This is a genomic window from Denitromonas ohlonensis (genome assembly GCF_007625205.1).
Lineage (GTDB): Bacteria > Pseudomonadota > Gammaproteobacteria > Burkholderiales > Rhodocyclaceae > Nitrogeniibacter > Nitrogeniibacter ohlonensis.
In genome coordinates, this window is record NZ_VMNI01000012.1 from 20,723 (window position 1) to 33,815 (window position 13,093).

The 13,093-nt window shown below is 66.9% G+C and carries 13 protein-coding genes; 11 read left to right on the top strand and 2 right to left on the bottom strand.

Annotated features, from left to right (window positions below):
- Positions 1-31: 31 nt before the first annotated feature.
- The 8 genes from ubiU (at position 32) to FHP89_RS12670 (ending at position 6,191) form a co-directional block, all read left to right on the top strand.
- Complete coding sequence (gene ubiU, locus FHP89_RS12635) at positions 32-1,045, top strand: ubiquinone anaerobic biosynthesis protein UbiU (protein ID WP_144224972.1); 1,014 nt, start codon at positions 32-34, stop codon at positions 1,043-1,045.
- A gap of 9 nt (positions 1,046-1,054) precedes the next feature.
- Positions 1,055-1,957 carry a U32 family peptidase gene (locus FHP89_RS12640; RefSeq protein WP_144177638.1) on the top strand — a complete coding sequence of 301 codons (903 nt, stop codon included), beginning with the start codon at positions 1,055-1,057 and terminating at the stop codon, positions 1,955-1,957.
- Positions 1,958-1,979: 22 nt separating this feature from the next.
- Positions 1,980-2,462: a ubiquinone anaerobic biosynthesis accessory factor UbiT gene (ubiT, locus tag FHP89_RS12645; protein WP_144177323.1), complete on the top strand. Its 483-nt coding sequence runs from the start codon at positions 1,980-1,982 to the stop codon at positions 2,460-2,462.
- Between the two features lie 80 nt (positions 2,463-2,542).
- Entirely contained in the window at positions 2,543-3,601 is a 1,059-nt protein-coding gene (locus FHP89_RS12650) for a VanZ family protein (RefSeq protein ID WP_144177324.1), read from the top strand.
- Positions 3,602-3,654: 53 nt separating this feature from the next.
- Entirely contained in the window at positions 3,655-3,963 is a 309-nt protein-coding gene (locus FHP89_RS12655) for a (2Fe-2S) ferredoxin domain-containing protein (RefSeq protein WP_144177326.1), read from the top strand.
- 9 nt (positions 3,964-3,972) lie between these two features.
- A complete protein-coding gene (locus FHP89_RS12660; protein WP_144177328.1) occupies positions 3,973-4,620 on the top strand; it encodes an alpha/beta hydrolase in 648 nt (215 codons plus the stop codon).
- A 12-nt stretch (positions 4,621-4,632) separates the two neighbouring features.
- The gene (locus FHP89_RS12665; protein WP_144177330.1) at positions 4,633-5,238 is read left to right on the top strand and encodes a glutathione S-transferase; all 606 of its coding nucleotides are present in this window, start codon (positions 4,633-4,635) and stop codon (positions 5,236-5,238) included.
- An 8-nt stretch (positions 5,239-5,246) separates the two neighbouring features.
- Positions 5,247-6,191 carry an ATP-binding cassette domain-containing protein gene (locus tag FHP89_RS12670; RefSeq protein WP_144177332.1) on the top strand — a complete coding sequence of 315 codons (945 nt, stop codon included), beginning with the start codon at positions 5,247-5,249 and terminating at the stop codon, positions 6,189-6,191.
- Here the strand turns inward: FHP89_RS12670 and FHP89_RS12675 are convergent.
- Both FHP89_RS12675 and queF read right to left on the bottom strand, forming a co-directional pair.
- On the bottom strand, positions 6,180-8,897 hold the full coding sequence (locus tag FHP89_RS12675) for a PAS domain S-box protein (RefSeq protein ID WP_144177334.1): 2,718 nt from the start codon (positions 8,895-8,897) through the stop codon (positions 6,180-6,182). The genes FHP89_RS12670 and FHP89_RS12675 overlap by 12 nt on opposite strands.
- 115 nt (positions 8,898-9,012) lie before the next feature.
- Positions 9,013-9,855, bottom strand: coding sequence for an NADPH-dependent 7-cyano-7-deazaguanine reductase QueF (gene queF / locus FHP89_RS12680; protein WP_144177336.1), 843 nt, complete (start codon positions 9,853-9,855; stop codon positions 9,013-9,015).
- Between the two features lie 75 nt (positions 9,856-9,930).
- On the opposite strand from queF, the gene FHP89_RS12685 reads away from it, so the two are divergent.
- The 3 genes from FHP89_RS12685 to dsbD are packed head-to-tail and all read left to right on the top strand — an operon-like array spanning position 9,931 to position 12,911.
- Positions 9,931-10,722, top strand: a complete 792-nt coding sequence (locus tag FHP89_RS12685) for an ABC transporter permease (protein ID WP_144177338.1) — start codon at positions 9,931-9,933, stop codon at positions 10,720-10,722.
- Positions 10,723-10,729: 7 nt separating this feature from the next.
- Positions 10,730-11,059 carry a divalent-cation tolerance protein CutA gene (gene cutA / locus FHP89_RS12690; protein ID WP_144177340.1) on the top strand — a complete coding sequence of 110 codons (330 nt, stop codon included), beginning with the start codon at positions 10,730-10,732 and terminating at the stop codon, positions 11,057-11,059.
- 7 nt (positions 11,060-11,066) lie between these two features.
- Positions 11,067-12,911, top strand: coding sequence for a protein-disulfide reductase DsbD (gene dsbD / locus FHP89_RS12695; protein WP_144177342.1), 1,845 nt, complete (start codon positions 11,067-11,069; stop codon positions 12,909-12,911).
- The last annotated feature ends 182 nt before the right edge of the window (positions 12,912-13,093 follow it).

Consider the following 13,093-nt stretch of genomic DNA (forward strand, 5'->3'; position numbering starts at 1 on the left):
GACTCTGGCGGCACTTTTTCTTGCTGCCGCCATGACTGCCAACCACCCGATCGAACTCGTCTGCCCCGCCGGCAGCCTGCCCGCCTTGAAAACCGCCGTCGATGCCGGCGCCGACTGTGTTTACGTCGGCTTCAAGAACGCCACCAACGCGCGCAACTTCACCGGTCTGAACTTTACCGACGCCAGCATGCGCGAGGGCATCCGCTACGCGCATGACCGCGGCCGAAAGGTGTTGCTGGCGCTGAACACCTATCCGCAAGCCGGCAACTGGCCGGAATGGACCAAAACCATCGACGCCGCCGCCGAGATGGGCGTGAATGCGGTGATCCTGGCCGATCCGGGCCTGATGCGCTACGCCAACCGCACCCATCCCGAGCTGCGCCTGCATCTGTCGGTGCAGGGCTCGGCCACCAGCTACGAAGCCATCAATTTTTATCACGAGCACTTCGGCGTCCAGCGCGCGGTCTTGCCGCGGGTGCTGTCGCTGCCGCAGGTCGAGCATGTGATCAAAAAGACCCCGGTCGAGATCGAAGTCTTCGGTTTTGGCGGGCTGTGCGTGATGGTCGAGGGGCGTTGTTCGTTGTCGGCCTACGCCACGGGCGAGTCGCCCAACTGCAACGGCGCCTGCTCGCCGGGCAAACATGTGCGTTGGGAGCAGACCGCCAAGGGCATGGAAACCCGGCTCAACGGCATCCTCATCGATCGCTTCGCGGACGACGAGCGCGCCGGCTACCCCACGCTGTGCAAGGGCCGCTTCGCCGTCGGCGACGACACTTACTACGCCATTGAAGAGCCGACCAGCCTGAACACGCTGGAATTGCTGCCCGATCTGGCCCGCGCCGGCGTGCGCGCCATCAAGATCGAAGGCCGCCAGCGCAGCCCCGCCTATGTGCAGCAGGTCACCCGCGTGTGGCGCGCCGCCATCGACCGGCTCAAGACCGACGGCGACCGCTTTGCCGTCCAGCCCAAGTGGATGGCCGCGCTGAACAATGTCTCCGAAGGCCAGAGCCATACGCTCGGCGCCTACTATCGCCCCTGGAAATAAGTCGTGCCCATGAAACTCGCGCTCGGACCGCACCAATACTACTGGCCACGTCAGGCCATGATGGATTTCTACGCCGATGTGGCCGACTCGCCCGTCGACATCGTCTATGTGGGTGAATCGGTGTGCTCGCGCCGCCACGAAATGCGCCTCGAAGACTGGTTCGACGTCGCCCATGTGCTGGCCGAGGCCGGCAAGGAAGTGGTGTTTTCCTCGCTGGTGCTGATCGAATCCGAATCGGACCTCAAAGTGCTGCGCAAACTCGTCGGCCAGCCGGACTTCCGGGTCGAGGCCAATGACATGGCCGCGGTGCAGGCGCTGGTTCGCGCCGGCCACAAACACTGGATCGCTGGGCCGACGCTGAATGTCTTCAACCCCGCCACCATGGACGTGTTCGCCGAACAGGGCGCCACCCGCTGGGCCGTGCCGCCGGAGATGGCACGCGAAGCCATGGACGGCCTGCTCGCCGGCTGCGCGGTGCGCCCCGAGGTCGAAGTCACCGCCTACGGCCGCCTGCCGCTGGCTTATTCGGCGCGCTGCTTTACCGCCCGCCACTTCAATCTGCAAAAAGACACCTGCGAGTTCCGTTGCCTGCAGCACGCCGAAGGCATGCCGCTCAAAACCCGCGAGGGCGAAGCCTTCCTGACGCTCAACGGCATTCAGACGCAGTCGGCCAAGGTCTACAACCTGCTCGGCGACCTGCCGGCGCTCCAGGCCTCCGGCGTCGATGTGCTGCGCGTGCTGCCACAGTCCGAACACATGACCGAGCTGCTGGCCCTGTTCCGCCGCGCCATCGACGGTGAGATTGCGCCGGCCGAGGCCTTTGCGCAGTCCCAGCCGCTGATGCCCGAGGCGCCCTGCAATGGCTTCTGGCATGGCAAGCCGGGCCTCGAACAATACGTTGCCGCCGCCTGAGCGCGGCTTCACGGAGATCTCCATGGCCAATATCCCCGCCTTTCGTGTGCCCCCCATCGTCGGCCGTGTGGTCGCCCGCCTGCCGCAACTGCCGCCCACGCTGGCGCTGGTCGGGGCACTGAATCTGGCGCTCGGCCGCATCCTGCCCAAGGATGACCTCGAACCGCTGACCGGCAAACGCCTCCAGCTGGACGTCACCGACGCCGGCCTGAGCCTGCGTTTTACCCTGTCGGCGCGCGGTTTCCGCCCGCGTTTCGACCGCCAGAAGGCCGACCTCACCCTGCGCGCCGCGACCCGCGACTACCTCGCCCTGGCGCTGCGCGAGGAGGACGCCGACACCTTGTTCTTCAGCCGCCGTCTGATCATGGAAGGCGACACTGACATCGGCTTGCTGGTCAAGAACACGCTCGACGCGGTGGACTGGGACGCGCTCATCGCCGCGGCCAAACCGGCCACCGTGCTGGCCCGCTTCAAGACGCCCCGCCTCGGCACGCCCGCCGCCTGAATCACCGCCGGCCCGCCCCGGCGAGCCGCTGCGCGTACAATCGACGCATCTTCGCTGTCCGGTCGCCGACCGCCCGACGAGTGCGCGCATCCACCCAGCTCCCCCGCTATCTGACGCTGGCCTACGGCCTGCTCATCGCCTATGCCTGCCTCCACCCGTTCACCGGGTGGAAGTCGCATGGGCTGCCGCTGTTCGACTTCCTTCAGGCGCCCTGGCCAAAGTACTACCGGGTCGAGGACATCATCCTCAACGTGCTCGGCTTCATTCCGCTCGGTTTCGTGCTGACGGCGGCCTGGCCCGAGCGTTGGTCGCGGCTGCGCGCGCTGGTGCTGAGCGTGCTGGTGTGCGGCGTGTTGAGCCTGTCGCTCGAAACGGCGCAGAACTTCCTGCCCACCCGCGTGGCGTCCAATGTCGACCTCGGCGCCAACATCCTCGGCGGACTGCTCGGCGCGCTCATTGGCATGGCGCTCGGTCAGCGGATTTTTGATACCCGCGGCTGGCTGCATCAATGGCACGACAAACGCATTCTGGATGGTCACCTCGGCGACCTGGGCGTGGTGCTGCTGGCGCTGTGGCTGCTCGCCCAGCTCTCGCCGGAGACACTGCTGTTTTCGGTCGGCGACCTGCGCCGGCTCTTCGACCTCCCCGCGCCGCTGCCCTTCAGCCCGGAGCGTTTCATGCGCCTGGAAGCGGCGATCGTCGCCACGCATCTGGTGGCGATCGGACTGGTCGCGCGCGCCAGCCTGCAGCGCTTCTCGCTGACCATCGTGGTGCTGATCTGCCTTGGGCTTGGCGCACGCACGCTGGCTGCGACCAGCTTCTATATTCCACCGCGGCCCCTGCTGTGGCTGACGCCCGGCGCCATTGCCGGACTCGGCGCTGGCCTGCCGGTGCTGGCCACGACCCTGGCGCTGCCCCATGGCCTGCGCCAGATGCTGGCGGCGATTGCCCTGCTGGCGGGCACCGTGCTGGTCAATCTGGCGCCCGAGAACCCGTATCTGAGCTTCAACCAGACGCTGATCAATCAGGGCCACTTCCTGAACTTCAACGGCCTCACGCATCTGGTCGCCAGCCTGTGGCCATTTCTGGCGCTGGCCTACCTGAGCGCGGTCAACCTGCGTCGGGGTAGCCCCCACTGAAACCGGGCGCAACGCATGGCTATAATGGTCGGCACTGACCGGAGACCCGCCCTATGAGCTATTTTTCCCATCACGTGTTTTTCTGCTGCAATCAGCGCGAAGCCGGCGACACCTGCTGCAACGCCCATGGCGCCAGCGAGCTGCAAACCTACGCCAAAGACCGCATCGCCAAGCTCGGCCTCAAAGGCAAGGGCAAGGTGCGCATCAACAAGGCCGGCTGTCTCGATCGCTGCGACGAGGGGCCGGTGATGGTCGTGTACCCCGAAGAGGTCTGGTACACCTACGTCGACAAGGAAGACATCGACGAAATCGTCAACGAACATCTGGTCGGCGGGCGCGTGGTTGAGCGCCTGCGCATCTGAGGTGAGGCCATGAGCAAATCCCTACCCACAGAATCCGCCCTGCTCAACGGGCCGGACGGCAGCATCGAGGTGCTGATCGACGCCCCCGTCGAGGTGCGCGGCATCGCCGTGGTGGCGCATCCGCACCCGCTGTTTGGCGGCGCCAACACCAACAAAGTGGCGCACACGCTGGCGCGCACGCTGCGCGATCTGGGCTATGCCACGCTGCGGCCCAACTTCCGCGGCGTCGGCAAGAGCGAAGGCACGCACGATCACGGCATTGCCGAAACCGAAGACATGCTGTCGGTGATCGCCTGGGCGCATTCGCGCTGGGGCATGCTGCCGCTGGCGCTCGGCGGCTTCTCGTTTGGCGGCTTTGTGCAGACCCGCGTGGCCAAGCGGCTCGCCGAGGGCGTCACGCCGATCAAGCGCATGGTGCTGGTGGGACTTGCCACCGGTGAAGTCACCGGCGCACGCCAATACACCACCGAAACCGTGCCGGCCGACACGCTGATCATCCATGGCGAGCAGGACGAAACCGTCGCGCTCACCAATGTGCTCGACTGGGCGCGGCCGCAGGTGCTGCCGATCGTCGTGGTGCCCGGCGCCGATCACTTCTTCCACGGCAAGCTGCATCACATCCGGGACCTCATCACGCAGCGCTGGGCTCCCCTGTAACCGGACGCCGCCATGAAACTGACCGCCTCGCTCACCAGCCCCTACGCCCGCAAGATCCGCATCCTGCTGGCCGAAAAGCACATTCCCTGCGACCTCATTGTCGACTCGCCATGGGAAACCGCCACCTCGGTGCCCGCGCTCAATCCGCTGGGCAAAGTGCCAGTGCTCGAAACCGACGAGGGCGAAGCCTTCTTCGACTCGCCGGTCATCGCCGGCTTCCTCGAAGCCCTCGACATCCCGCCGCGTTTCATCCCGCAAGACGGCATGCCCGCGGTGCGGGTCCGCCAGACCGAAGCGCTGGCCGACGGCATTCTCGACGCGACCGTGCTCGCCTACCTGGAAACCCTGCGCCCCGCCGAGGCGCGCATGCAAAGCAGCATCGACCGCCAGTTCGACAAGATTCGCCGTGCGCTTGGGCTGCTCGACAGCCAGCTCAGCGGCGAGTTCTTCCATGGCGATCACATCAGCCTGGCCGATGTGGCGGTCGGTTGCGCGCTGGAGTATCTCGATTTGCGCGCCGCCAGCCTCAACTGGCGCGAGCACTATCCGCGTCTGAAGGCCTTCCACGCGAGCATCGGCGAACGCGACAGCTTCGTCAGCACCCGCCCGCCCGGCTGAGCACAAGCATGGCGGCAGCACGCCCTGGCGCCAGCTCGCCGCTACAGATTTCGCGTCTGGTCAAACGCTATGGCGAGCAGACGGTGGTCGACGATCTGTCGCTGAGCGTCGCGCCGGGCGAGTGCTTCGCCCTGCTCGGCCCCAACGGCGCCGGCAAAACCACCACCTTGCGCTGCGCACTCGGGCTGACCCTGCCCGACGCCGGCCAGATCACCCTGTGCGGCGAACCCGTGCCCGAGCGTGCCCGCGAAGCCCGCATGCGGGTCGGCGTGGTGCCGCAGTTCGACAGCCTCGACCCCGACTTCACCTGCGCCGAAAACCTCAGCGTCTTTGGTCGCTACTTCGGCCTCGACGCCGCCACCGTGCGCGAGCGCACCCCGGCCCTGCTCGCCTTTGCCGGGCTCCAGAACAAGGCCGGCGCGCGCATCCAGGATCTGTCCGGCGGCATGAAGCGCCGCCTCACCCTCGCCCGCGCACTGGTCAATCATCCCGAACTGCTGATGCTCGACGAGCCCAGCACCGGGCTGGACCCGCAAGCGCGCCACCTGATCTGGCGCCGGCTCAAACAGCTGGTGGCCGAGGGCACCAGCGTGCTGCTGACCACCCATTTCATGGACGAGGCCGAACGCCTCGCCGACCGGCTGGCGATCATGGACAACGGCCGCATTCTGGCCACGGGCAGCCCGCGTGAGGTCATTGCCGCGCATATCGAGCCGCATGTGGTGGAGGTGTATGGCGACTGGGCCGACGGGATGGCCGGCTGGGCGCGCGCGCATGGCGAGCGCCTGTCGGTGCGCTGTGAGCTGAGCGGCGACACCGCATTCTGTTATGTGAATGACGCCAGCCCGCTGCTCGAACAGCTCGCGCAGCAACACACGCTGCGCTACCTGCACCGCCCGGCCAACCTCGAAGACGTTTTCCTCAAGCTGACCGGTCGCGACTTACGCGACTGAGGGGGGCAACGGCTCGCCCGCCACCGGATCGGGTGCCACGCGGGGCAGCCGCATCTCGACCCGCACGCCGTCGCCGGGCGCGCTCTGAATACTGACCGTGCCGCCGAGCACACCGGTCACCAGATTGAACACAATGTACAGGCCCAGCCCGCTGCCGCCTTCGCCCATCCGGGTAGTGAAGAACGGATCGAACACTCGATCGAGTAGCGCGGGCGCAATCCCATGACCATCATCGGTGTAGCTCAGGCACAGAGACGCATCGCTCAGCGCCTCGGCCGACACCACGATCCGACCCCGCGTGCGGCCGGCAAACCCGTGGGTGATCGAATTGCCGACCAGATTGGTGATCACCTGCTCGAGCGGCCCGGGGTAGCTTTCCAAGGCCAGGTCCGGCGGCATGTCCACCGTGATCTCATGGCCGCCCTCACGCAGCAAGGGCTTGAGCGCCGCGCAGATTTCATCGACCACCGCGCGCAGCGCGAAGTGCCGTCGACGCGAACTGGCCTGGTCGACCGCCACCTGCTTGAAGCTGCTCACCAGGCTGCCCGCCCGCGTCAGGCTTCGGTTCAGCAGGGCCGTCGCGTTGCGGGCGTCATCCACAAACGCCTCGAGCTCGCTGCGCGTGATGCTGCCCGTTTCAAACGATTTGCCCATGGCCTCCACCCACTCACTGAGCGTGGAGGCGACCGTCACCGCCGAGCCGAGCGGCGTGTTCAGCTCGTGCGCAACGCCGGCCACCAGGCTGCCGAGCGAGGCCAGCTTCTCGGACTGGACGAGTTGCCGCATCGCCTGCGACAGCTCCGCCGTGCGCACATCGACACGCGCTTCCAGCTCCTCGGCGTGACGCTGGATCCGTTCGGACATCACCGAATGCCGCAAGGCAATGGTCAGCCCGCTGACCGCGTCACCCAGTTGCGACACCACTGCTTCATCAAACCGCCCGGGCGTCGCGCAGGCCAGATTCAGGGCGCCGTAGAGTTCGGCATCGAGCCGCAAGGGGAAGACCGCCAGCGCCCGCGCGCCCTCGGCATACAGCCGCGCCTCCATCACCGTGCGCTCGGCGTGCTCGAGATCATTATTGATATACGCCCGCCCTTCCTTGAGGCAGCCGAGGACCTCGTATTCGCTCAGCGGCGTGCGATGGCCCGCCGGCATGGCGGTCGAGGCTGCCACCGCCAGGGCCAGGATTTCAAGCTCCTGCGCCGGCACATCAATGCGCGCAAAGCTGACCCGCAGCACCCCCAGCCACGACTGGATATGATCCACCGTGATCTGCGCGACCTCGTCGAGCGACTGGGCTGACAGCACCGCGTGCTCGATATTGCGGAACTGCGCCAGCCGCCTGGCCTGGGAGGCCACGCTCTCGCGCAGGCGCGCGCTCTGCAAACAAATGCCCAGCGACACCACCGCCCCGCGCGTCATCTCGATGTCGCGCTCCGAAAATCGGCCAGGCTGACGGTCGGCGAGGTTCAAGGTCCCCACCAGTTCACCGTCCACCATCAGCGGCAGCAGCACCACCGAGCGCAGGCCGGCGTCGCGCAAACGCTGCCGGGCCGGGGCCAGATCCGCGACCTGGGTCAGGTCGTCAATCCGATCCACGCGCCCGGCCTCGCACGCCGCAATCTCGCCAAAATCAGCGATGGGAATCACATTGCTGGTCAGCCGAGGCGTGGCCACGCCCGGCTGCTGCGCGACGGCGAACAACACCATCTGCTGTCGCGGACGGTCGAGCAGCGTCACCACCACGCGGTCACAGCCGACCAGCTCACGCACGCCATTGACGGCGGTGTTTGCCACCTCATCCACGGAGTGCGACGTCGCAATCGCCAGATCAATCTCGCGCAGCCGCCGCAAACGCTCGGCGTAGCGCGCGCGCTCCGCCTCGGCACGCTTGCGCGCCGAGATGTCGCGCACGGCAGCCATCACACGCTGCTGCCCGCCCAGATCAATCACCTCGAGCACCACTTCGGCCCACAGCGAGCTGCCGTCACGATGCCGGCATTGCCACTCGAAACACTGCGCTCCCGTATCCACGGCACGACGAATCCAGCGTTCAGCCGTCGAGCCATCGTAGGGCGCCTCCCCCAGGCTCAGGTCGCCGACAGTCATGGTTCCGATGATCTCGTCCGGCCGGTAGCCCAGCAAGGCTTCCACCCGGGCATTGACGTCAAGCACGACACCGCTCTCCAGGTCGTGCAGGAACACCGTGTCGGCGACCGCATTGAAAATTGCCCGGTAACTCTGCTCGCTGCGCAGCAGCGCCGTCATGTCCCGGATCACCACCAGCCGCGCGGGCCTCTGACCCACGTCGATCCCGCAGGCGCTGACCTCGACCGTGCGCGCCTCGCCCGCCTTGGTCTTGTGACGCCAAAGCGCGCCGTGACGGTCGCGCCGAGCGGTGTCGAGCTGATCGATATGGGCCTTCAAACGCGGCAGTTCATCCGCCGGCCGCAGATCCTCGAGGGAAAGCGACAAGGCCTCGGCACGGGTGTAGCCGTAGATATCGACAAAGGATTGATTGACATCGAGAATGCGCAAGCTTGCCGGATCGTAGATCAGCATCACTTCGGGGTTCTCAGCAAACAGCGCACGGTGCTGCGCCTGCGATTCACGCGCCAGGCGCTGATGCCGAATCACGCTGACACCCAGCAGCGCCAGCAACAGGAGCGCCGGAAACAGCAGGAACAGAACGAGTGTTGCGAGCATGCAGTCGCCTCAAGATCCGGGCGAGTCGCGATGCATCACCCGTCAATCAACATCGGCAAACCCCCGGCGGTCTTGAGCGCGTGGCGGCTTGCCCGGGCGAGTGGCGGGTGGCGGTCTATTGCCGCGGGTCGCCCTGATTGAGCGGCGGCGCGCCGGCCACGCTGCTGCGCCAGGGGTTGATGTCCAGCCCGCCGCGGCGGGTGTAGCGCGCCCACACCTCCAGCCGGCTCGGCGCGCAGCGCGCCATCAGGTCGCAGAACATGCGCTCGACACATTGCTCGTGAAACTCGTTGTGCTCGCGGAAGGACACGATGTAGCGCAGCAGGCCGGCGCGGTCGATGGGCGCGCCGGTGTAATTCACATACACCGTCGCCCAGTCGGGCTGGCCGGTGACCAGACAGTTCGACTTGAGCAGATGCGAGACCAGGGTTTCGGACACCGGCGCGGCGCCTGCCTCAACACTCAGCAAAGTCGGCGCCGGGTGGTAGTCGGTGATGTCGACCTCGTGATCGTCGATCAGCGTGCCGGGCAGGCTGCTCACCTGGCGCGCCGCCACATGCAGCGACTGCAATTGGACGCTCACCGGCGCGCCGGCCGCGGCGGAGAGGTCGCGCGCGATCACCGCCTCGACCTCGGCCATGTCGTCGAACGCGCTGGCATTGAAGGAATTCAGATACAGCTTGAGCGACTTGGATTCGATCAAGCGCGGTGACACCGCCGGCACCCGAAACTCGCCCATCGCCACCACCGGCTTGCCGCGCGCATTCAGCCATGACAGTTCGTAGGCGTTCCACAGATCCTCGCCATAAAAGGGCAGCGTCTCGCCCACGCCGATCTCGGCCCGCTTGGGCGCGCGATCAACCGGAAACAGCAGCTCCGGTGCGTAGGTGTTGCGGTAGGCGGTGCTGCGGCCGAGCGGGGAGGCTTCGGCGCCGTGGGGGGTGGGCGTATCAGTCATCAAGGTCTGAGCCATCTCAAGGGCAATCAACACAGGGCGATTATAATCAGCCCGTCTCCCGCCGACCGCCGGATCATGTCTGCCCCTGCCGCCCACTTCCGATTGCCTTGCCTGTCTTGGCGCTTTGCGTCGGTGTGGTCGCGCAATTTCCGCGTGTGGCGCAAGCTCGCATTGCCGTCGCTGCTGGGCAATCTGGCCGACCCGATGATCTACCTGCTCGGCCTGGGCTACGGCCTCGGCGCACTGGTCAAGACGGTCGATGGCGTGCCCTATGTGCACTTTCTGGCCGCCGGCATGGTGTGCTTCTCGTGCATGAACACCGCCAGCTTCGAAACGCTCTACTCCGCCTTTTCGCGCATGCATGTGCAGCGCACCTGGGAGGGGCTGATGAACGCGCCGCTGGCGCTGGACGACATCGTGCTGGCCGAGATGGTGTGGGCGGCGAGCAAGGCGGCGCTGTCGGGCACGGCCATTTTACTGGTGGTGGCGCTGTTCGGCTTCACCGCCAGCCCGTTGGCGCTCGGCGTGGTGCCGCTGATCTTCCTGATCGGCCTGACCTTCGCCGCGATGGGTCTGGTGGTCACCGCGCTAGCGCCGAACTACGACTTCTTCATGTACTACTTCACCCTGTTCATCACGCCGATGGCGCTGCTCTCGGGCGTGTTCTTTCCGCTCGACCAGCTGCCCGCCGCGCTGCAGATCGGCGCGCAACTGCTGCCATTGGCCCACGCCATCGCCATCGCCCGGCCGCTGATGCTCGGCGAGCTGCCCACGGCGGTGCTGCCGCATCTGGCGGTGATGGCCGCCTACGCCGCCGTCGGCTTCTGGCTGGCGGTATCACTCACACGCCGCCGCCTGCTCAAATGAGGTTGCCATGACCGCTCACGTATTGCTGGTGCTCACCAATCTGCCCGACGCCGACAGCGCCCACGCGCTGGCTGCTCATCTGGTCGAGACGCGTCTGGCCGCCTGCGTGAACGTGCTCGCCCCGGCCAACTCGGTATACCGCTGGGACGGCGCCATCGAGACCGCCACCGAGGTGCCGCTGCTGATCAAGACCACCGCCGGACGCTATGACGCGCTCGAGGCGGCGATCCGCGCGCAGCATCCGTATGAACTTCCTGAAATCGTCGCAGTCCCTGTTACGCACGGCCTGCCCGGCTACCTCGACTGGGTACGCACTGAAACCACCCCGGACGCCTGACCCCCACATGATCCGCATCCTCGCCCCGCTCCTGCTACTCCTCGGCCTGCTCGGCCCGGCACAGGCGCAAGAACTTCTCCCCCCCGAACAGGCGTATCGCGCCAGCGTCAGCACGCTCGCCCCCGACCAGCTCGAAGTGCGCTTCGAGATCGTCGATGGCTACTACCTGTACAAGGACAAGTTCCAGTTCCGCACCGAGCCCGAATCCGTGGTGGTCGGCACGCCGGCGCTGCCGGCGGGCAAGAAAAAGAATGACGAATTCTTTGGCGAGGTCGAGACCTATCGCGACGAGCTGATCTTCACCCTGCCGGTGCAAGCGCCCGCCGATGTGCGCCAGTTCGAGCTCACCGTCATCAGCCAGGGCTGCGCCGACATTGGCGTGTGCTACCCGCCCACCCCGCAGAACCTGACCGTCGACCTCACCAAAACCGTCGCGCCCACCGCCAGCGGCGGCTGGCTGCAGAAGCTGGGCATCGGCGGCAAGACACCCGCGCCGGCCATGGACACCCCCGCTGCAGCCGCCCCGGCCGCCAACGTGGCGCCGACCGGCGGCGGTGATGAATCCGGCCGCATCGCGCGCTTGTTCACCGGCGCCAGCGTGCCGCTGATTCTCGTCTCCTTCTTCGGCTTCGGCCTGCTGCTGTCATTCACGCCCTGCACCTTCCCGATGATCCCCATCCTCTCGGGCATCATCGTCGGCCACGGCCACAAGATCACCAAGACCCGCGCCCTGGTGCTCTCGCTGGCCTATGTGCTGGGCATGGCGGTCACCTATGCGGCGGCCGGCGTGGCGGCGGGCATTTCGGGCACGCTGCTCTCGGCCGCCCTGCAAAACGCCTGGGTGCTCGGCAGCTTCGCGCTGCTCTTCGTGGTGCTGTCGCTGTCGATGTTCGGTTTCTACGAACTGCAACTGCCCACCGCGCTGCAAAGCCGATTGTCCGACACCGCCAGCCACGAAAAAGGCGGCTCGCTCGGTGGCGTGGTGATCATGGGCGTGCTCTCGGCGCTGATCGTCGGCCCCTGCGTCGCCGCCCCGCTGGCCGGCGCGCTGCTGTATATCGCACAGACCGGCGACGCGGTGCTCGGCGGCGTGGCGTTGTTCGTCATGGCGCTGGGCATGGGCGCCCCGCTGATCGTAGTCGGCGTGGCCGCGCGCTCGGTGCTGCCCAAGGCCGGCCCGTGGATGGAAGGCGTCAAGAAGGCCTTCGGCATGATGCTGCTGGCGCTGGCGGTGTGGATGATTTCGCCGGTGGTGCCGGCCGTGGTACCGATGCTCGGCTGGGGCGCGCTGCTGGTGTTCTCCGGCATCTTCCTGCATGCGCTCGATCCGCTGCCGCCCAACGCCCACAGCTGGCGCCGCTTCTGGAAAGGCGTGGGCGTGATCGCCCTGCTCGCCGGCGCCGCCATGCTGATCGGTGCCCTGGCCGGCTCGCGCGATCCGCTGCAGCCGCTGGCCGCGCTGCGCGGCGGTCAGGCCGTGGCTGCCACGACGGCGCCGCAGTTCGAAAAAGTCAAAACGGTGGCCGAACTCGACGCCCGCATCGCCGCCAGCACACGGCCGGTGATGCTCGATTTCTATGCCGACTGGTGCGTCTCATGCAAGGAGATGGAGCGCTTCACCTTCTCCGACCCGGCCGTGCAGGCGCGCATGGGCCAGATGCTGCTGCTCAAGGCCGATGTGACCGCCAACACCGCCGACGACCAGGCCCTGCTCAAGCGCTTCGGCCTGTTCGGCCCGCCGGGCATCATCTTCTTCACGCCGGGCGGCAGCGAGATTGCCGGCCAGCGCGTGGTCGGCTTCATGCCGGCGGACGATTTCACCGGCCAGCTCGATGCCGTGCTGACGCGGTAGGGCGGGCTTCAGCCCGCCGCGGCCGGTTAAACCTAGAAACCGTAGTTGGACGCGCCCGAGTGTGCGTCTGGCGGGCTGGCTGGCAAGGCGCGACGACGCACAGCCTGCACGCTGTAAGGAGGAGCAACGCAGCAAGGCGGCCCGCCAGACGCGCAATCGGGCGCGTAGCGCGACCACCCACC